Source organism: Mechercharimyces mesophilus, assembly GCF_059818345.1.
Genome location: NZ_JCBAPH010000004.1, coordinates 157,826 through 177,993, shown reverse-complemented (window position 1 = coordinate 177,993; position 20,168 = coordinate 157,826). Strand labels below are relative to the sequence as shown.

General features: G+C 45.4%; 16 protein-coding genes and 1 other annotated feature. Of the genes, 6 read left to right on the top strand and 10 right to left on the bottom strand.

Annotated features, from left to right (window positions below):
- Positions 1–180 precede the first annotated feature (180 nt).
- The 3 genes from AC6RGY_RS12200 to AC6RGY_RS12190 all read left to right on the top strand — a co-directional run bounded on the left by AC6RGY_RS12200 (position 181) and on the right by AC6RGY_RS12190 (position 3,876).
- Positions 181–1,014 carry a DUF1259 domain-containing protein gene (locus AC6RGY_RS12200; RefSeq protein ID WP_499863301.1) on the top strand — a complete coding sequence of 278 codons (834 nt, stop codon included), beginning with the start codon at positions 181–183 and terminating at the stop codon, positions 1,012–1,014.
- A gap of 98 nt (positions 1,015–1,112) precedes the next feature.
- The gene (locus AC6RGY_RS12195) at positions 1,113–1,736 is read left to right on the top strand and encodes a flavin reductase family protein (protein WP_499863300.1); all 624 of its coding nucleotides are present in this window, start codon (positions 1,113–1,115) and stop codon (positions 1,734–1,736) included.
- A 961-nt stretch (positions 1,737–2,697) separates the two neighbouring features.
- The gene (locus AC6RGY_RS12190; RefSeq protein ID WP_499863299.1) at positions 2,698–3,876 is read left to right on the top strand and encodes a S8 family serine peptidase; all 1,179 of its coding nucleotides are present in this window, start codon (positions 2,698–2,700) and stop codon (positions 3,874–3,876) included.
- A 167-nt stretch (positions 3,877–4,043) separates the two neighbouring features.
- Here the strand turns inward: AC6RGY_RS12190 and AC6RGY_RS12185 are convergent, their stop codons facing one another.
- Positions 4,044–6,407: an endonuclease MutS2 gene (locus tag AC6RGY_RS12185; protein ID WP_499863298.1), complete on the bottom strand. Its 2,364-nt coding sequence runs from the start codon at positions 6,405–6,407 to the stop codon at positions 4,044–4,046.
- Between the two features lie 143 nt (positions 6,408–6,550).
- Between AC6RGY_RS12185 and AC6RGY_RS12180 the strand changes: the two genes are divergently transcribed.
- Positions 6,551–6,901 (top strand): phage holin family protein, encoded by a 351-nt coding sequence (locus AC6RGY_RS12180; protein ID WP_499863297.1) that lies wholly within the window; start codon positions 6,551–6,553, stop codon positions 6,899–6,901.
- A 72-nt stretch (positions 6,902–6,973) separates the two neighbouring features.
- On the opposite strand, the gene sleB is transcribed toward AC6RGY_RS12180, so the two are convergent.
- The gene (gene sleB, locus AC6RGY_RS12175) at positions 6,974–7,975 is read right to left on the bottom strand and encodes a spore cortex-lytic enzyme (protein WP_499863296.1); all 1,002 of its coding nucleotides are present in this window, start codon (positions 7,973–7,975) and stop codon (positions 6,974–6,976) included.
- Positions 7,976–8,163: 188 nt separating this feature from the next.
- On the opposite strand from sleB, the gene AC6RGY_RS12170 reads away from it, so the two are divergent.
- Positions 8,164–10,515, top strand: coding sequence for a transglycosylase domain-containing protein (locus AC6RGY_RS12170; RefSeq protein ID WP_499863295.1), 2,352 nt, complete (start codon positions 8,164–8,166; stop codon positions 10,513–10,515).
- 60 nt (positions 10,516–10,575) lie between these two features.
- Here AC6RGY_RS12170 and AC6RGY_RS12165 read toward each other — a convergent pair whose 3' ends face one another.
- The 8 genes from AC6RGY_RS12165 to AC6RGY_RS12130 form a co-directional block, all read right to left on the bottom strand.
- Positions 10,576–10,779, bottom strand: a complete 204-nt coding sequence (locus tag AC6RGY_RS12165) for a hypothetical protein (protein ID WP_499863294.1) — start codon at positions 10,777–10,779, stop codon at positions 10,576–10,578.
- Between the two features lie 215 nt (positions 10,780–10,994).
- Positions 10,995–11,519 (bottom strand): CvpA family protein, encoded by a 525-nt coding sequence (locus tag AC6RGY_RS12160; protein WP_499863293.1) that lies wholly within the window; start codon positions 11,517–11,519, stop codon positions 10,995–10,997.
- Positions 11,519–11,770, bottom strand: coding sequence for a cell division protein ZapA (locus AC6RGY_RS12155; RefSeq protein ID WP_499863292.1), 252 nt, complete (start codon positions 11,768–11,770; stop codon positions 11,519–11,521). Before AC6RGY_RS12155 ends, AC6RGY_RS12160 begins: the two co-directional genes overlap by 1 nt.
- Positions 11,771–12,038: 268 nt before the next feature.
- Positions 12,039–14,471: a phenylalanine--tRNA ligase subunit beta gene (pheT, locus tag AC6RGY_RS12150; protein ID WP_499863291.1), complete on the bottom strand. Its 2,433-nt coding sequence runs from the start codon at positions 14,469–14,471 to the stop codon at positions 12,039–12,041.
- Between the two features lie 12 nt (positions 14,472–14,483).
- On the bottom strand, positions 14,484–15,518 hold the full coding sequence (pheS, locus tag AC6RGY_RS12145) for a phenylalanine--tRNA ligase subunit alpha (RefSeq protein WP_499863290.1): 1,035 nt from the start codon (positions 15,516–15,518) through the stop codon (positions 14,484–14,486).
- Between the two features lie 45 nt (positions 15,519–15,563).
- Positions 15,564–15,833: a binding site (T-box leader), on the bottom strand.
- A gap of 207 nt (positions 15,834–16,040) precedes the next feature.
- The gene (locus tag AC6RGY_RS12140) at positions 16,041–16,829 is read right to left on the bottom strand and encodes a TrmH family RNA methyltransferase (protein ID WP_499863289.1); all 789 of its coding nucleotides are present in this window, start codon (positions 16,827–16,829) and stop codon (positions 16,041–16,043) included.
- Between the two features lie 3 nt (positions 16,830–16,832).
- Positions 16,833–17,486, bottom strand: a complete 654-nt coding sequence (locus AC6RGY_RS12135; protein WP_499863288.1) for a potassium channel family protein — start codon at positions 17,484–17,486, stop codon at positions 16,833–16,835.
- A 412-nt stretch (positions 17,487–17,898) separates the two neighbouring features.
- Positions 17,899–19,224, bottom strand: coding sequence for a helix-turn-helix domain-containing protein (locus AC6RGY_RS12130; RefSeq protein ID WP_499863287.1), 1,326 nt, complete (start codon positions 19,222–19,224; stop codon positions 17,899–17,901).
- Between the two features lie 541 nt (positions 19,225–19,765).
- On the opposite strand from AC6RGY_RS12130, the gene sspI reads away from it, so the two are divergent.
- Positions 19,766–19,993, top strand: a complete 228-nt coding sequence (sspI, locus tag AC6RGY_RS12125; protein ID WP_499863286.1) for a small acid-soluble spore protein SspI — start codon at positions 19,766–19,768, stop codon at positions 19,991–19,993.
- The last annotated feature ends 175 nt before the right edge of the window (positions 19,994–20,168 follow it).

The following is a 20,168-nucleotide window of genomic DNA, read 5'->3' as shown; positions in this document are numbered from 1 at the left end:
TGCTTCCATAAACACATCCTCATTCATCACTGCCCGGTCACTTTTGCGCTAATTCCCTTGCTCTCTGGCCACTCCTCTTCTGACAAGACAGGACATCCAATGATATTTAGCACGCTATTCATTCAAATTAAATAAATTAGTAAGAGTGAACACTGATTCTTATAGAAAGGTAGTGACCAAATGCAAGTAACTCAGCAACTATGTGACCGCTTAAGTCGTATTGTAGGGGCAATGAATACTGACTTTTCTAATCCGCCCCAAACCTGTGCCCTTTCAAACTCTCGTACTTTTAACGCCACTCTTTTCGGACGACCCACAACCGATCCCTTAAATAATCTTCTCTGGTTTGGAAGTACGAATTTACCTAACAAGACACTCAATGTTGGCTTCTTGGCCTTAAAAGAAAATGAAGTAACTCCCGTTGTAAATTCCTTGACACGTCAAGGCTTCACCATAACCTCTGTCACTTTATATAGCACTTTTTTGAAACCTACTATTATCAACGTCTATTACCAAGTCGTAGCCAATCCGATTACCACAGCTATAATCTTAAGAGCTGTTTTAGACACGCTCCCCGATGTAGGAGATGTCTCTCGACCCGTCACTCCTCAATTCCAAGTACTATGTAATACTTTCCGCTCACTTCTCAACCAAGAACGAACCGATATCTTAGATGCAAGCTGTGAAGTTTTAGTCCCTCGCAATATTCCTGTAATCATCGCAGGGCAACCCACCATGATTGGGAGTGTTGCTCTAATTGGTCTTTCTTTTGAATCAATAGACAAACAAGGACAGGCACTCTGTATTGGGACTGTCTCTTTATTGCGTAGTGAAGTCCAGAAGTATCTAGACCTCTTGCGCCGACAAGGAGGATTTATGATAGGGGAAATCTACAATCGCTGGTTTTCAACCCCTTCTTTCGTTTATTTAAATTATTTCACCATACGAAACCCCATTGAGTTTGCCCTTCTATCCCGCCAAGCGATCAATCTTTTAGGGGTTCCAATAAATTAGTCAACCCTCTAATGGAACAGCAAGATGACAAAAGCAGAGAGTGGAGCATGAGGATACAATGGGCATGAGCCAAAATAATAATGAAGGATGTGCGCTTGATGCATAAAACCATTGACCCAAAAATCTTGTATTTCGGAACCCCCGTTGTCCTCGTAAGCACATTAAACGAAGACGGTTCGTTTAATTTAGCACCCATCTCTTCTGTATGGTGGATGAATCAATCGTGTATGCTCGGCATGAGTAGCTACTCCCAAACCGTAACCAATCTGATGCGAGAAAAGCAAGGTGGACTCAATTTACCCTCTGCTGATTTGGTTCACTCCGTCGATCAACTCGCCCTCCTAACAGGAAAAAATCCCGTACCCACGTACAAGCAAGAGCTAGGGTATCAACACGAATCAAATAAATTCTCCACAGCACAATTAACTCCCACCCCTTCAGAAGAAATCGAAGCCCCCTTGGTTCAGGAGTGTCCAGTACAACTGGAAGCGGTCGTGACAGCCATCCATTCCTTTGATGAGCCAAGCGCCGTAAAGGCGATTGAAATGAAGATTATCAAAACCCATATGCATACAGACATTTTAATGGAGGGTGAAAAAAACCATGTTGATCCAAATAAATGGAAGCCTCTGATCATGAACTTTTGTGAGTTTTACAGTTTGGGAGAGAAAATCCATCCTTCTCGCTTAGCTGAGCCGTTTACCACAGCATACTACGGCTAGCAACAACAACCTTGTCTCATTGACCCTAATCACTCTGCCCTCTCCAGCAACAATTTTACAGTTGCAGGGGGAAATCTCTCTTATAAAGCGAATGAGACAAGGCATAACATCGTATATTGTAATATATTTGTCATGCTTCTGTGACTCCTGCGGCTTCACTTCATTGAGTGCAGAGAATGGGTACTCCCTTAAAACCCTGCAAATCAGCTGTTAAAATACCGCATGCTGGCCATGTCACGTGCCTTCTCTTCCTTGCTTCAACAAAATCCCGTCATGAATCCTTTGTGCGACAACCTTGAATCCATGGTTGTCACACAAAGACATGCAAGATCGGCTATATACATAGGTCGTGAGGTGAAAATGTGATGTTCCCTGCGTATCGCCCTCCCTCTTCCGTTCCATGGTCCTATTATCTTCATACCACATGGTTCCTCAGCCTCTTGCAGCCAGGAATTGGCGCTCTCCCGTACTATCCCATCCTCCCTGAAGACAGCCAGAATGACACTCTCCCCACCACTGATACATCAGACCCCTCCACACCCTCCATTCGCATCCATATTCGTGCCCGCATAGAAAGTACATGATCTTCCTCATCCATCCTTAAGCGATCAGTCGCGTAATAAACTCTTACAGAATATAATCTCCATTAAAAGAAATGGAGGAAGGACAGATGGGTCAAGCACACCATCTGTTCTTCCTTCTGCTTTTATTAAACGCAAATCGAGTAGAAAGAACATGACAAATGAAAACAACTACATACTTTCCGTAAAGATAAACAGCAGAAAAACGAAGAGATGTAAGATTCCAAGCCACTTTTCTCTTACTAATATCCAGAAAGATTGCGAGTGATTTGCTGTAAAGTATTTTTTATCGAAATATTAAAATTTTTTCTGAATAAGCAGGATTGTCACATAATTTGTTGTATTTAATTATTAATCCAAAATTAAGGAGGTTGTTTGCAATGAGAATGATGCGTATGGTCTTCACCGTATTGTTGGCTATTATGATGGTGGTCCCCGCTACAGCCACCGCCGCTCCCAGTAGCAATCCTGACCTCAGTCTAAAGGAAAGCCTTAAGGACGCAATCCCCGATGAGTTGATTGTCAAGTTTAAGGAAGGAACCTCCGCATCTAAGAAAGCCTCTCTGCACAAAGGGGAAGCCTCACAGCTAAAAGAGCGTAGCTCCAAATTAGGATTTGACGTGATCAAACTCAAAGGAATGTCCGTTATGGAAGCCATCAAAGCTTATGAAGCACTTCCCGAAGTAGAGTACGTAGAGCCCAATTACATTTTCCACACTCAAGCAATACCGAACGATGAGCACTTTGATGAGCAGTATGGTCCTCAAATCACCGAAGCTCCACCTGCGTGGGACGTGGAACCTGGAAATGAAAACGTGAAAATTGCGATCGTGGATACCGGAGTGGACGATAGTCATCCCGATCTAGAAGGCAAAGTAATCAATGGCTATGACTTTGTCGATAATGACTCTGACCCAGATGATGAGCAAGGCCACGGCACTCACTGCGCAGGCATTGCCGCTGCTAGCACCGACAATGAAATTGGGATCGCGGGTATGGCACCTGGGGCTTCTATCTACGCGGTACGTGTATTGAATGCCAACGGTAGTGGCAGTCTTGATGATATCGCTGAAGGAATTCGTCATGCTGCAGACAATGCTGACGTGATTAGCCTCAGCTTGGGCTCACCCATAGGAGCAACCACGCTAAAGAATGCGGTTCAATATGCTTGGGATCAAGGAGCAGTCGTTGTGGCCGCCGCGGGGAACAACGGTCTTTTCTTCCGTAGCTACCCTGCCGGATATAGCGATGCCATCGCCGTTGCAGCCACTGATTCCAGCGATAAGAGAGCTTCCTTCTCCAGTTGGGGTAGATGGGTCGACATTGCAGCTCCCGGTGTAGATATCTTATCCACCGTTCCTGGTGATGAATATGCTTCCTATTCGGGTACTTCGATGGCCACTCCTCATGTGGCAGGACTAGCTGGACTCTTGGCTTCACAAGGGCGAAATAATCAAGAGATTCGTGAAGCCATAGAAAAGACAGCCGACCCCATCTCTGGCACCGGATTCTTCTTCCAGAATGGACGGATCAATGCGAATGCAGCCGTAAATTATTAGGTAAAGGAGCAGGTTAAAGCGTACCAAGAAGAGAAGAGGGGCCACAGATGGCCCCTCTTCTCTTCTGATTATGCATTTAGTAAAAACCAGATCAGCCCGATGCAAAAGAAAACAAGAGCACAGACCATTAATATTTTTGCTAACGTCTCCATTCTCCCTCTCCTGTATCATTGAAGTTGGACAACCGTCACTCCTGAACCGCCTTCGCGGTACCCACCTAGGCGAAACGAGTCGACATGTTTATGTTTTTGCAAAAAGTTTGTAACCCCAGTTCGCAGCGCTCCTGTCCCTTTTCCATGGATAATGGAAACTTGGGAGTAACCGCTCATCAACGCATCATCCAAGTACTTGTCCATCTCCGCTAGAGCTTCTTCTACCATTTTCCCTCGTAAATCCAGCTCAGGACGAGTCTCATTGGACGCTTGTCTCTGATAAGAAGTATAGGTTTTCTCCTCTGCTTTTTTCTTTCCTGACTTCAGTCGCTTCAACGCTCCCTTGCTCGCTTTCATTTTGAGGGAGCCCACTTGCACAAGCCATTCATCATCCCCCAAGACTTCGACGACTTCCCCTTTTTGTTGAACCGAGCTGACAAAGACCTCGTCACCTACACGGAAAGTTTCAGGGGTATCCGTACTTTCAACGGTGGAATGGGGAATTTCCCATGCAGGAACCGCTTCCTCTAATCTCTTTTTCGCTTCCGACAGTTGATGTTCTTTCAGTTCATCTGGGCGCAACTTCGCCCATTCCCGCAATTGCGCAAGCACCTCTTCCGCTTCTGCTTTGGCACGTGCAATTGTGGACCGAGATTCCCGACGGGCCTGTTCGCGCAACTTCGCTTTCTCTTGCTCCCAGTTTTCCAGCTTCTCATGCAGTTCGTGATGAAGTTGCTTTGCTTCATGTTGGTAAGATTCCGCTTCTTGCCGTTTTTCTTCCGCAATACGGGTATCTTCTGTCAGTGTGGCGATCAAGTCTTCCAACTGGTGCTGATCCTGACTAATTTCTTTCTTTGCCCGATCAATAATGTTTGCCGGGAGTCCCAGCCGTCCAGCAATGGCAAAAGCGTTACTTCGACCAGGAATCCCAACGAGTAAGCGGTAAGTGGGACGCAAAGTCTCTACATTAAATTCAACACTGGCATTGATCACCTGCGGATGCGTATGAGCAAACATTTTCAGTTCACTGTAGTGTGTGGTTGCGACAAAGAGCGCTTGCCGATTTAGCAATTCTTCCAAAATGGAGGTAGCTAGTGCCGCACCCTCAGTAGGGTCGGTACCTGCTCCTAATTCATCCAACAAGATCAAGCTATGTTCATCCACTCGCGAAAGCATGTCCACAATGTTTTTCATGTGGCTGGAGAAAGTACTCAGACTTTGCTCAATGCTCTGTTCGTCACCAATATCTGCAAATACTTGTCCAAAAATCGGCATTTGTGAGCCTTCATCTACTGGCAGTGGAATTCCCGCCTGTGTCATCAAAGCAAATAACCCCACCGTTTTTATCGTCACCGTTTTCCCACCCGTGTTGGGTCCGGTAACCATAATCCCTTGTTGTCCTTCCTCAATGCTCAGATCAATGGGTACCACTTCTTCTTTAGGAATCAACGGATGACGAGCTCGCTTCAAACGCATTTTCTTCTCCACACACACCGATGGACAACTGCCCCGATATTTCTGGCCAAAGCGTGCCTTAGCTAATACGACATCCATGTGGGTTAACACTTGTTCGTTGATGCGTAGGGGCTCCACCGATTGGGCCACTTCAGCCGATAGTTGCTGTAAAATCCGCTCAATTTCCCGCTCTTCTTCTAAGTGGGATTCACGTAGTTCATTATTTAACGACACGACGGTATTGGGCTCCATGAAAACAGTGGACCCCGATGCGGATTGATCGTGGACCAATCCGCCAAACTCGTTGCGGTATTCTTGTTTCACAGGGAGGACATACCGGTCATTTCGTTGTGTGACGATCGGGTCCTGTAGCATTTTTTGATACCGCGCACTTTTCACCATCTGATCCAGTGTAGAGCGAATACGCATTTGAATCGTTTGGATCTTACTGCGTAATCGGGACAGCGTTGGACTCGCCTGGCTAAGAACTTGTCCTTCTTCATCAATTGCTTGCTCAATCGCCTGCCTTAATTCTGGCAAAAGGGCGATTCGCTCTGCAGCTTCACGCATCAAGGGTAAGGGAAGTTCCTCGGGATCAATCGCACGAACCTTCGCTGTCATCTGCTTCCCATTGAGTAATAGGCGGTGAAGAATGACAAACTCCGCCGGACTTAAAATGCCCCCAATCTCTGCTCTTTGCAGACTAGATTCCATCTCTTCTAATCCACGTAAGGAAAGGCCTCCTTTCAAGCGTAAGAGGTCTAAAGCCTCCTGTGTCTCCTGTAATCTTTTTTTCACATCGACCAATGCCACGCTTGGCAACAATTCGTGTACTCGTTTCTCCCCAAGAGAAGAAGAAGCCTCTTCTTGTACCAATTGAAGCACGCGATGATACTCTAAAACACGTAATGTATGAGCGTCCATTTGCTATAATACGCTCCTTTCTGCCATAAAGCATTCACCCTTAATTATACCAGATTGTTGAAAGCGGGAAAGAGTGATTATCATAAGGACGGTTCATACTTCCAGCACTTGCAGGAAAGGATAACGATTAAAGGAGGTCTGGAATGAAAATCGTTCGACACGTTATTCGTTTCCTCGTCGCTGCGGTGGTTCTTTTATTAGTCGCGGCCATCGTTCCTGGTTTTCGCATCCTCGGATTTTGGAGTGCCTTCTTCTCCGCTATTGTCATCGCCCTCTTGGGCTGGGGAGTGGAGAAGATATTTGGTGAAGATATCTCTCCTTATGCACGTGGGGTGGTCGGTTTCTTCGTCAGTGCTGCTGTCATTTACCTCACCCAATTTTTTATTGGTGGGATGAGCGTCTCGGTCATCGGTGCTTTGTTGGCTGCCTTGGTGATTGGGATTATCGATCTCTTCGTCCCTATCAAAGGAAAATTTACAGCTAGAGCAGACTAATCTGCTCTAGTTTCTTTTTAAAATGAAGGCAATAAAAAAACTGGCTGTGAGCCAGTTTTTTTATTGCCGTTCCTACTTAGCAAAAACATGCTTTCCAATTTGTTTCGTCTGTGGACGACTCCAAATCCAGCTTGATTTGGCTGTATCCGGATTAAAGTAGTAAATCGATCCTCCAGTAGGGTCCCAACCATTGAGCGCATCATAACAGGCTTTCCTCGCTTGCTCATCCGGCTCCAGCCAGAACTGACCATTATCCACTGCTTCAAAAGCCAAGGGCTGAAAAATAACACCTGAAGGGGAGTTGGGAAACTTATTATCATCTACACGATTGAGTATCACTGCTGCCACAGCCACTTGCCCTACATACGGTTCTCCACGTGCTTCCGAGTAAACCGCTTGGGCCATTAATTGGATGTCTCCCTTGTCCATCCCACCCGCTTCTTTCTTCGTGATAGATGGTGCCTTCGCTTGCGCGGATGGCTTCTTCTCTTTTTGCGCAACATTCTTCTTCTCTCTATTCTCTCCAGCTTTGGGCTCCCAGTCTTTCGTTGCCAGCCACAATTTTTCTCTCGTCACCGCACCCACATTTCCATCTACAGGTAAACCAAACTCTCCTTGAAAACGGCGGGCAGCTTTGTTTGTTCCTTCACCAAAATGGCCATCAATCTCTCCTTTATAATAACCAATAAATTGGAGGCGTTTTTGCAACTCCCACACATACCCTCCTTCATCCCCTTTTTTATACACGCGATTGGAGACTCCAGGGGCCCATGCTTTCGTCGCTTCCCATAATTTTGTTTTCGTTCTCGAACCCACTACCCCATCCACATTCATTCCAAAGGAGTACTGAAACAAGCGGACGGCTTTATAGGTGCGATTCTCAAACTGCCCATCCACTTTTCCGGTATAGTAGCCGATGTACTTCAATCTATTTTGCAATTCGTATACATCCCCACCACTCGCTCCAACCTTTAATGTCTCGTCCCCGAAGGCAGATACAGCATGAAAAGAGGCGAACAGACAACCACCGAGGAGAAAAAGACTCAGGATCAAGTAAAAAAACCATTTATTCATTGCATGCCAACCTTTCATTCCACGTCAACCATTCATGGTTAATTTACCCGTTATTATCTCAGGTTCTCTCCATGAATATACGGCCCATTGTCGTGGACAAAAGTGAGACGTAAGTTGTGGAAATTCTTTCAATATAAAACCGTTCGCACGAATCGCATATGCTATAATGACACAAGGAGGGAGATGGAATGAAGAAGCAACACAAACTCAGCCTTTGGCGGAGGATTCGCCGGTATTACTTATTGTACCGTAGCATGTTTACAAAAAAATGGATTTTTCTAGTGGCAGGGGTTTCCTTCTCCCTTCTTTTGATCGCGTTGGCAACAGTAGTGCTCACAGCAAAAATTTATGACCTGAGTGATATGCAACGAATGCAATTTGCCTCTACTCTCTATGCAAACGATGGGGAGTCTGTCTTAAGACTAGGAGATAGTAATCGTGAATATATCGCCATTGATGATATTCACACCCCTTTACTCGTACAAACCATTCTCGAAGTAGAAGACTCGCGCTTCTACGAACATAATGGCGTCGATTATCGCGGAATGGCTCGTGCTCTTTCCGTCAATTTGCGTACATTGAAACCGACAGAGGGTGGAAGTACCATTACCATGCAAGTCGCTCGCAACACCATTCTACACAACCGCGAAAAAAGATTGGAACGCAAAATTCGTGAATGGTTTATTGCTTGGAACCTGGAGCGTCGGTATAGCAAAAATGAAATCTTAGAGGCTTATCTCAATTACATATACCTCGGCAATAACGTCAGGGGAATCGAAATGGCAACTAAGATTTATTTTGACAAAGATCTTAAAACTGACGAGTTACAACCTCACGAGGTTGCGCTCCTTGCCAGCTTACCGAAGGGACCCGATATTTATAACCCTTATAAAAATCCCGATTTAGCAAAAAAGCGACGAAATACGGTTCTTTCTGTGATGGCACGAGAAGCGTTAATCACAGAGGAGGAAAAAGAAAAATATCAGGCCATGGACCTGGGCGTCAATCCAGACAACCTCACCAAGCATATTAAAAACGATCCTTATCAAGCGTATGTCGATATGGTGATTACTGAGGCCACTGATCGCTTTGGAATGGACGCCGAAGAATTGGTCAATGGTGGCTACAAAATATATTCCGCACTCGACCCTCAAGCACAGATAGCGGTCGAAAATGCGCTCGATACCGATGAACTTTATCCAGAGGACAGCCAGTTCAACAGTGGCGCCATGATGCTCAATCCAACCACAGGAGAAGTGGTGGCTGTCGGAGGGGGACGTCAATACAAGCACGGCTATGTAAATGGAGCCCTTCTTCCCCAACAGCCAGGCTCCACCATAAAGCCAATCACCGTCTACGCCCCCTTAATCGAGGAACATGAATACCATGAATATACGACGGTGTCGGATGCCCCCTATAAAATTGGGAATTGGCAACCACAAAATGCCGACCAAACCTCACATGGCAGTGTTTATCTAAAAACAGCCGTAGCCCAGTCATACAATATTACGGCGGCTCGCCTCTTACATGAGACTGTAGGTGAAGAAACGGCTTTTAAGTACGGAAAAGAGGCTGGCCTCTCTCTACAAGAAGAAGATAAAAACCCATCCCCATTGGCACTAGGGGGACTGACGAAAGGAAGCACCACCCAAGAGATGGCAGAAGCATACAGTGCCTTTGCCAATCAAGGGGAGATCATCTCATCACATGCGATCAAGCGTATCGTGGATGCCGATGGAAAAGAGCTTCGTCCTTCAGAAGAGGTAAAGTCTCATCAATGGATAAGTGAACAAACGGCTTATTACATGACCCGCATCCTGCAATATACGGTTGAACACGGTACAGGAAACAATGCGGAGTTGGCAAATAATCGAGATATCGCAGGAAAAACAGGGACGACACAGGCCAATCAAGCTGCCTGGTTTGTGGGCTACACCCCTGAATTGGTTATGGCAGTCATGGTTTACCAACAGGAGGAAACAAACCACGCCCTTTCCGGCGGAACGGTTCCAGCACGTATTTTCCAGTCAGCCATGAATGCAGCACTCGATGACCAGCCCGTACAGTCTTTCCAAAATCCGGGAGTCTCCGTGCCTCAACCTCCTTTTCGTTTGCAGCCTGTACAACAGCTGGGTGGTTCCTACAACGAAGAGACACAGGAAATTCACTTATCTTGGGGTGATCAAGGCACACGTGTCACGTATGAGGTCCAACGATTGCAAGAAAGCCAGGAATGGGAGACCCTCACCACTGTTTCAGGGGGGTCTTATACCGATTCCGTTATCTTCCCTGATTCCGCCTTCGATCCGACCATACCGGAGGAAGAGCAAAAGTGGGAAATTGCCTATCGCGTGATTGCCATCGATAAAGAAACCAATAAACGATCCACTCCATCTCCAATATATGAGATAACACTACAACCTCTTATGAATGAGGAGGAGGAGGACGAATCGGAAGAACCTCCTTCTGATGAAGAAGAAACGACCGAAGACGAACCAGCAGAACCACCACTTAATCTAAGGGATCGTTTATTTCCCTAAAAAATTAATCAGCAGCAGAGGATTTCTCTGCTGCTGCTATCACCTGACCCTACTTGTGCACTATTTATTTCTCGTCATACTGAGGGAAGTACCTTTCCCACGTACCGTTTTTTGTTTGCCTTTGCCGTTGACGGAAGTAGCTACCGAGCCCTTCCCTTTCACAATGTTCTTTCTCCCTTTTCCATCCATTGTCATACCAACCGCTCCACGACCATTGCCCGTCATTTTCTCCATATCACGAATAACTTGTTTTAATAATTTCAACTCTTCCACCTCCTTCTTCTCTATTCACCCTATCTTATGCAATATTAAGAATCTGGTATCGTCAGTTGCATAAGATAAAAGAAAAACGAACGCATGACTAGTGCCCCGTCTGCGCATAGACACCCTCGTCTTCTTTAAGCGAAGTTCTGCGCTGAGGAAACCATCATCAAAAAGGAGAGGTTCGCGTAAGTACCGTTGGCGAATCTCTCCTTTATTTATGAACCACTTTCCAAGAATAATTTCCATAAGTCGGGTGATTCCTTCACTATCAACGTTCCCAAGGCGGACTGCTGAATCCAATTTTGTGTTTCTTCAAATGGAAGCATATTGATAAAGTTTAAACCGATCAGAAGTATAAAAAAAACATAGATAGTGGAAAATACCAGTCCACCTATTCTGTCCAAAGTTGAGAGAACAGGAAGTTTGATTAAGCGCTTCATCCAAGAGATCCCAATCGAGAGAGGTATTTTTATCAAGATGAACAATAGTAGAAACGACAAAGAATAATAGATTCCTTCTTCAATAGGAAAAAGGCCTGAAAATCCTTTCCCATCCACCGCTTCTGGTAGCGTTACGATTTCCTGAATGAAGGGTAGACACTCATCCGCAAAGGAATAGGCAAAGATTACAGCCACGATCAAACTGACGAGGGAGGCGATTTGCAGGAAAAGACCCTGCTGATATCCACGAATAAGGCGGAAGACAACAAAACCGAGGATGAATCCATCAAGCAGATTCATCAGGGCTCCTCATCCTCGATCAAATGTAAAATCTCCTCATGCTCTCGTTGTAACTTCATAAACTCATCGGCAATATTGACCGCGGATAACACCGCAATCCGCGTTGTATCCAAGCGCGCATTGGATTGAGCGATCGCATTCATCTTTTCGTCGACCAATCGAGCAATCTCTCGCATGTATCCAGGGCTTGCTTTCCCCGTGAGTGAGTAGGTTCGATCATATATCTCTACGTGTAGTTTATTTTTGCTCATATCGATCCTCCATCCCACTTGCCTCACCGCATCCAACATGAGACGAACCTATTTCCTTTTATTATATAATGATTGGGACAGCGAGGAAAAGGGGTCTCGCTGTCCCAATGTTATCTAATTCAAGATACACGACCTTTTATCATCATTCGCTAAACAATCATCTACCTGGTGCTTCAACAGTGCAGAAGCAAGAGACAGGAAACAAGAAGTAGGAAGGATTTTTCATCACCTTCCATCTTGCCTCCTACCCTGTATCTCTCATCATTCTCTATTGACGCAACTGTGCCCCCAGGGCTTCTTCAAGCTGGTTCACTATTTGCTGATGACGCGCCTGTACTTCATCATCCGTCAATGTCCGCTCTGGATGACGGTAGGTAAGAGCATAAGCTACACTTTTTTTGCCTTCACCGATCTGACTACCGGCAAAAACATCAAATAAATTGATTCTCTCCAATAGGTCTCCACCATTGGAATAGATTACTTCCTCGATCTGTGCAGCGGTCGTTTCTTCATCTACGACGAAAGCAAGATCACGCGATACAGATGGATGACGTTTAATAGGTTCAAAATAGATATCTGGACCCGCCACTTGAAAGAGGCGAGAGAGGTCTACCTGACAGATCACGGTATCGCTTAAACCATACTGATCAGCCACTTGTGGATGCAACTGTCCAATCATTCCAATCACTTCACCCTCGAGTAACATTTGTGCTGTCCGTCCCGGGTGAAAACCGGATGGCTTCGCTGCACGATATTCGAGATGATTAATTCCCAAGCGCAATAGCAACGAATGGATGACCCCTTTAGCAACAAAGAAGTCGGTTGGTGGGGACTGCCTATTCCAGTTGCTCGGAATCAAACTCCCCGTCAATAGCCCTGCTAATTCCCACCGTTCTTCTGGTTGCTGAGCCAGCTCTTCTTCACCATGGATAAAGGTCCGTCCGAGCTCGAACAAAGAAACACGCTCTTGTTGCCGTTTGATATTATAAGAAGCTGCTTCAATCAAATGTGGTAGAAGACTCGTACGTAGGACACTGTGTTCTCTGCTCATCGGCATCATTACGGGAATTGGCTGTGGTTGTACCCCTCCCGTGATCGACGCCATCTCTCTTCCTTCTCCCTTTTTGGAGAGTGTGTATGTCTTCACTTCAAACATCCCCATCGAACGCAGGGTTTGGCGAATAACACGACGTAGACGTTGTTCTTTAGTCAAACCACCTGGAGATTGCTTTCCCCATGGCAAGGTAGTGGGAAGACGATCGTATCCATATAGACGTGCCACTTCTTCGATCAGGTCCACTTCCAACATCACGTCTTGGCGTCGTGAAGGAACTTTCACCTGATATTCGCCATTCTCCTCTTCTGCTTCAAAGCGTAATCGACGGAAGATGGATTTCACTTCATTTGCCTTCACTTCTACACCCAAAAGGTTCGACAATCGATCATGATTCATGGTAACGGTAACGTCTTCAATATCTCCCACACGTTTATAGGAGATTTCCGACACCGCTTGGGCATCTGCATATTTCACAAGCAACTGAGCCGCTCGTTGCAGAGCTGGTATCACCCGCTCGGGATCAACTCCCTTGTCAAAACGACTGCTCCCCTCCGAGCGTAGACCCAAACGACGCGAAGTCTGCCTTACGATGGCAGGAACGAAGTAAGCTGATTCCAGAAGCACCCGTGATGTCTCTGCACTCACTTCGGAGGATTCTCCTCCCATAATACCAGCAAGAGCGATCGGTACCTCTCCACCATCGGTAATCACCAAGGTATCTGTACTCAGTTCACGCTCCACGCCATCAAGCGTGGTAAGTTTTTCTCCAGAACGCGCCTGACGCACCACGATTTGTTTGGATTCCAGCTTGTTGTAGTCAAAAGCGTGTAATGGCTGACCATACTCTAGCATGACATAGTTGGTAATATCTACAACGTTATTGATGGGACGAATCCCCATTGCCATCAGACGGTTTTGCAACCATTGTGGCGAAGGAGCGATTGTCACATCGAGCACCTGTCCAGCATAGAAAGGGCATTCTTCTTCTGCTTCCAGTTGAATATCCATTCCGTCTATCTTCGTTTCAGACGGTGCCAACTCTTCCACTTGTGGCAAATGAATATCACGATCGAAAAGGGCTCCTACCTCATAAGCCAATCCCCACATCGACAGGCAATCTGCACGATTCGGGGTCAGACCCAATTCGAGAACCTGATCATCCAAGTCCAGCACCTGGCTAATCGGTGTTCCTACTTCGGCTGACGTTTCCGTCAGGACCAATATCCCCTCTTCTTTTCCTTTGGGAAGAAGTTTCTCTTGAAGGCCAATCTCTTTGGCGGAACAGATCATCCCACGGGATTCCACACCACGTAGCTTCGAACGCTTAATCTTCATTCCTCCGGGAAGACGCGCTCCCTCGATAGCAACGGGAACCAGTTGATTCGTAGCCACGTTAGGGGCGCCACAAACGATTTGCCGCAATTCCCCTTCACCTGTATTAACTTGACAAACACGCAGTTTATCCGCATTGGGATGAGATTCGACCGCTTCCACTCGTCCGAGAATGACACCAGTCAATCCTTGATCACGCACTTCGATTCCCTCTACTTCAATTCCGCCAAACGTACATTTATCTGCAACTTCAGAGGCAGTGATCCCTTCAAGATTGACGACCTCTTGTAACCATCGATAGGATACATTCATCTAACTCACTCCTTAAACTGATCGGAACTGGCGTAAGAATTGAAGATCATTGGTATAAAAATGACGAATATCATCCACGCCGTATTTCAGCATCGCTACCCGTTCCACACCAATACCGAAAGCAAAACCGGTGTAACGCTTATCATCATAACCACTGCTACGTAAGACATGGGGGTGGACCATCCCTGCACCCAGGATTTCAATCCAACCGGTTTCCTTACAGAGACGGCATCCATCGCCCGAACATTTCATACAACGAATGTCCACCTCTACACTGGGTTCCGTAAAAGGAAAATAGCTAGGGCGCAAACGAATGGCTTGATCCTCTCCAAACATCTGCTTCACGAAAGCGAGCAACGTTCCTTTAAGTTCGGTCATCGAAACCCCGCGATCAACGACCAATCCCTCAATCTGCATAAACTGATGAGAGTGAGTCGCATCATCATCGTCCCGGCGATATACCGTTCCCGGACAAATAATGCGGATGGGGACGTACCCTTCCTTTTCCCTCATCGTACGAATTTGCACAGGTGAGGTTTGCGTACGAAGTAGCAGATCATTCGTTAGGTAGAAAGTATCCTGCATATCACGTGCGGGATGATCTTTGGGCACATTAAGTGCTTCAAAGTTGTAATAATCCTGTTCCACTTCGGGCCCTTCTGCTACCTCAAAGCCCATTCCGATAAAAATATCTTCCACCTGCTCGATCACTGCAGTCAGTGGATGAATCCCGCCTAACGGTCTAGGAACCCCAGGCATCGTCACGTCTACTTTTTCTTGCTCCAGCCTATGTAGGAGCGCCTCTTCCTCCAATTTTTCTTCTTTCTCTTGGATAGCCAGTTCCATCTCCTGGCGCAATTGGTTAGCCAACTGTCCTACTTTGGGTCGTTCCTCCGCAGATAAGCTCCCCATTCCGCGTAAAACCTGTGTGATTTCCCCTTTCTTCCCTAAGATCTTCACACGCAATTCCTTCACTTGTTCCAACTCTTGCATGGACTCCAATGCTTCTAAGGTCGCTTGCCTAATCTGTTCTAAGCGCTCTTGCATCTGAAAACACTCCCTTCCTGTATAAATAAAAAAGACCCCTCATCCAAAAGGGACGAGAGACCGCGGTACCACCCTCATTGAACAGTAAGATCACACGTCTTCATAAAGGATCAACCCTCTATAAAATCGGCAGATTCCTACTACTCCTCTTCACACGCGTTAACGGGCGCACCCGGTACCCCTCTACTTCAACCTTCAAGGGGACGGCTCCAGAGGGAACTTCAATCGCCCATCTTCTTGGAGAGTGCTCCCAGTCTATGACACTCTCTCCCTGACAAGGATAAACGATCTACTTTTCTCTATCGTCACCGTTAGCCTTCAGTAAAATTCATTCTTCATTATAGCAAGCCCGCTCGTACGTTGCAAGAAGAAGGAGGCTCCTTTCTGTAGGAAACAGCTCACTTCGGTTCTCAAACGTTCTATTTTAATCAGTTCACCGGTCTATATAGGCTCTCATGACCATGAAAATTAACAAACTCTTTACCTTAAGATGAAGATCATCAGCCAAAGGAGAACATTCCATTAACCCCATTGTCGTAACCACTCATAAAGAAGAACGGCTGCTGAAATGGAGACATTGAGTGACTCAACAGGAGATTGCATCGGAATGCGCACGGTCAAATCACATAATTGGGTAAGGGTAGGATTCACCCCGTTACCTTCATTACCAAATAAGAAGGCAGTCTCGGATGGAAATGCAGCTTCAAAGCAGGTGGACGCTCCGGCAAGGTCCGTTCCCACTACGGTGATACCGCCTTTTTGCAAGCGAGGGATCACCTCATGCAGGTTACCACGGCAAATGGGTAGACGAAAAAGCGAACCCATCGCCGCCCGTACCACTTTGCTATTATAAAGATCTGTCGTTCCTTCACCCATCCACACTTCTTTTACACCCACTGCTTCTGCTGTGCGCAATAGCGTACCCAGATTCCCTGGGTCTTGGATTGCATCCAAAAGTATGGTGGGACCTCTTTCTTTAACAGCGATCGGCTCATCAGGAAGGGCAATCTCAGCCGCAATCCCTTGGGGTGTTTCTGTATCCGTCACCTGGCGAAAAAGCGAGCGGTCCAGTTGATAAATGGGGACATTTCCTTTCTCCCCCAAAAGTTGCTGCGCTTGCTCCAAGGAGTCTTCCCGCTCGCTATCCACCAGTAGCGAATTCACTCTCCATCCTGCATTTAACGCTTCCATGAGCAGATGGTCCCCTTCGATCAAGAGAGCCCCTTCCTTCCTTCTCCCTTTGGCTGTCTGTAACTTCCGCCAGCGTTTCACTTTATCATTTGTTTGCGAAGTAATGGTTTGTATACGCATAGGTTAGGCTTTCGCCTCCAACTTGCTCAAATCATTGTTATGTCCGATAACCACCAGCATATCGCCTAAACGAATCATATCGTCAGCCAACGGAGCAATATTAAAGCCTTTGCCACTGCGAATAGCCATCACGTTACAGCCAAACCGCGCCCGTATATCCAGCTCTTGCAGGGTTTTATTAGCAAAAAATTCATTCGCACGAATCTCCACAATACTATAATCGTCGGCCAACTCAATGTAGTCTAAGATATTGGGCGATATCAGATGATGCACCACACGGACTCCCATGTCGCGCTCTGGATAGACAACTTTATCCGCTCCGATCTTATACAATACCTTCCCATGAAGGTCGTTGCGTGCCTTTACCACAATGTTGCTTACGCCACTCTCTTTTAAAAGAAGGGTAGTCATGATGCTAGACTGGATATCTTCCCCGATCGCTACAACAACCACATCAAAATTCCGCACTCCCAGCGCCTTAAGAGCTGTTTCATCCGTCGAACTGGCTTCCACTGCATGCGTCACAATTTGTGAATATTCCTGCACACGTTCGGGATCTCGGTCTATCGCCAATACCTCATACCCCATATCATGTAAGGTCTTAGCAACACTTCCACCAAACCGTCCCAGTCCAACCACTGCAAATTGTTTACTCATATCGATTCCCCTTTGGAGCTTGTTCATTGGTGGAATTATTATATCATAACTGGTTGCTTGGTCCGATAGATCGACCCTCTTCCATTCTCAATTACCATGAGAGTCATCTAAAGTACCTTCAGATAACATAGCAGATGCCAATCATCATCTAAGGACATGAGAAAACCGACCCTGTGCTGTGATAGATCGGTTAAATTCCTCAATCGATTAATAGTTTAAATATTTTTAATAATCTAAAAAAAGAAATCCGACCCTCTTCTTTTAGGGATCGGTAATCATGCTGCTTGATTAATCTCCTGGCTCGATGTTTTTTTGCATTACTGCAATCTCTTGCTGCTCTTTAAGAATTGTGGAGTGATCCATTTTGATCGTAGTCAAAACCACCATCATCAAGGATACTGATAGAACGATTTTAGTAAGCTGGTTTATCATATTCAACCTCTCCAATCTTTGAAGTCACATAATTCTTGTAACTGTTATATAGTTTATGCAGATGTTCTTCAAATCTGTCACTTCCTTCGTAACAAATCGCGATAAGAGCCAATAGTTTGTTCAACTCTTCCTGTTGATTGTGCTTCCTCGCGAGATAGAACCCCTTTTCATAAAATTCGACTGCTTCTCTTCTGTTTCCTGTTACATGTTTCAGATCACCCATACCACGGTAAGCCTCGATCAATCTGATTTCATCATTACAAGATTCTCCTTTTTGAATAGCAAGAGCAAACATTTTTTCAGCATCAGAAGATCTTTCTTGGTAGGTATACAAATTACCTAGATTTTTATATGTGTCTGTGATGCCCCGACTAGATTCATTATCTTGAAACTCGAGTGACATTTTCAAACAATCTTCTGCTGACTTGTAATCTCCTAACTCAATATTCACCTTTCCCAATAAGTCCCACAAACCTATAATACCTTTATAATCTCTTGCGGCGCGTGCAATCCGAAGTCCTTCTGTAGCATACTTAATCGAATCTGGATAATTCAAGGTCCTTTCAGAAAGAAGCGCTCGGAGGTGATAATACCCAACTTTGATACCTGGGTGTTCGATATTCTCAAGATCATCCCATACATTGTAAATAATGCTGAATGCCTCTCCAAACCTTCCCATGTGGTACAAATAGACGCCCTTATTTCTTAGAGTCGAATAGTAACAATCTTTCCTTTCGCCGTCCGCAACAAAAGACTTCAGACTTTGATCTGAGAAAATAATCGCTTGATCAAGGTCGCTCCGATGATAAGCACAAAATCCAAGGTTGTTATAAGACCATGCAACAATATTACTCGCCGGATCCCGATCGAGATGGATTGCTTTTTCATAGGCTCGTTCAGCTTTTTTCCATTGACGCTTTCTCGCTTGGATTTTCCCTTCGATGAAATACCTGGTTGATGCATAGGGATGGTCATCTTGTACGTCTAATTCTTTTAATGCTTCTGCGGCTGCTTCAACATGACCTAAATCACGTAAGCTCTCAGCCCTGAAAAGAGCGAGCCTTTGCGCTTCTAATACTTCTGCTGCTTCAAACATCAATTCATTCATTGCGCTCGTATCAAGTTCTAGCTTCTCTTCAATGAGGAAGTTGATCATTTCTGGCTTCACATGAGGAACACCACGCTCGATATTGCTGATCGTCGCGGGAGAGATTCTTTCATCTGCAAGGTCTTCCAGCCTTAGCCCGCGTTCTTTTCGTAATTTACGTGCAATTTCACCGATTTTTCTCCGTTGGAACGGCTCCACAAATTCCTACCTCCCCATACTAATAGTTTCTACACCAGTATACTATAAAACTGAATTATTAGAAAGAGAGAAAAGTAAAATAATTAAAAGTAAATTTTGTTGCTCATTAGTAGCCAGATAGCCGTATCCACTGGACAGACACAATGGAATAGATTAATTGTTTATCCATAGGATAAAATCCAAGTCCTCTGGGATCAAGGATAACAAGGATGATATAGATAAAAATATTAAATCAACAAGTGAGAATGGAATATTATCTATCGATACCATGTTGATGATATTTTTAATTAATATTGAATTCTCAACTCCTTACAAAGAAAATCTTCCTCCCATGTAGACTGTCAACGCTTTGTGAAAGCGAGCACTTATTCCTGCTTATTCTGCTAACAAACAACGCTTCAGAGCGCACCAAGATTATTGGCTTGATTGGCCCTTCATATTCAGATGCCTCATTCAGATATCAGGTTATAATCTCATTTCAAACTCAACGGATAAACCGCCTGCGATTGGTCAAAATAACGCTGTAAAGGAGGTAGATAGCATGAACATCGACGTGCGTGGAGCTGTGATTCATAACATTCATGAGATGAACAAAGAGCAACTTTCCGATATGATTCAAGATTCGATTCAGCAAGGGGATGAAAAGTTGCTTCCAGGATTGGGAGTGGTCTTCGAAATGATCTGGAAAAATGCTGACGAAGCGAAAAAAAATCAATTTGTCGATATTCTTCATCAGAACCTTCCAGAAACAGCGAAAGCACCATTGTAATGATAGTCAAGCCTACTTAGTAATGCATGCGAAAACCCCGTAAAAATGATGAGGGGAGGGGATTTTTCCCCTCCCTTTTCAGATTCAACAAAGCGTTACTTCAGATCCCCACCCTAACCCATTATCTGCCTATATCCTCATTTCTCTATCGCAGTAAACAATAGGAGATACATAC

Coding starts and splice junctions, on each gene's coding strand:
- AC6RGY_RS12190 (WP_499863299.1), top strand. CDS start 2,698: ATGAGAATGATGCGTATGGTCTTCACCGTATTGTTGGCTATTATGATG.
- AC6RGY_RS12155 (WP_499863292.1), bottom strand. CDS start 11,770: ATGAGCAAAAATAAACTACACGTAGAGATATATGATCGAACCTACTCA.
- AC6RGY_RS12195 (WP_499863300.1), top strand. CDS start 1,113: ATGCATAAAACCATTGACCCAAAAATCTTGTATTTCGGAACCCCCGTT.
- AC6RGY_RS12185 (WP_499863298.1), bottom strand. CDS start 6,407: ATGGACGCTCATACATTACGTGTTTTAGAGTATCATCGCGTGCTTCAA.
- sspI (WP_499863286.1), top strand. CDS start 19,766: ATGAACATCGACGTGCGTGGAGCTGTGATTCATAACATTCATGAGATG.
- pheS (WP_499863290.1), bottom strand. CDS start 15,518: ATGCAAGAGCGCTTAGAACAGATTAGGCAAGCGACCTTAGAAGCATTG.
- AC6RGY_RS12160 (WP_499863293.1), bottom strand. CDS start 11,519: ATGAATCTGCTTGATGGATTCATCCTCGGTTTTGTTGTCTTCCGCCTT.
- AC6RGY_RS12170 (WP_499863295.1), top strand. CDS start 8,164: ATGAAGAAGCAACACAAACTCAGCCTTTGGCGGAGGATTCGCCGGTAT.
- AC6RGY_RS12140 (WP_499863289.1), bottom strand. CDS start 16,829: ATGCGTATACAAACCATTACTTCGCAAACAAATGATAAAGTGAAACGC.
- AC6RGY_RS12200 (WP_499863301.1), top strand. CDS start 181: ATGCAAGTAACTCAGCAACTATGTGACCGCTTAAGTCGTATTGTAGGG.
- pheT (WP_499863291.1), bottom strand. CDS start 14,471: ATGAATGTATCCTATCGATGGTTACAAGAGGTCGTCAATCTTGAAGGG.
- AC6RGY_RS12180 (WP_499863297.1), top strand. CDS start 6,551: ATGAAAATCGTTCGACACGTTATTCGTTTCCTCGTCGCTGCGGTGGTT.
- sleB (WP_499863296.1), bottom strand. CDS start 7,975: ATGAATAAATGGTTTTTTTACTTGATCCTGAGTCTTTTTCTCCTCGGT.
- AC6RGY_RS12135 (WP_499863288.1), bottom strand. CDS start 17,486: ATGAGTAAACAATTTGCAGTGGTTGGACTGGGACGGTTTGGTGGAAGT.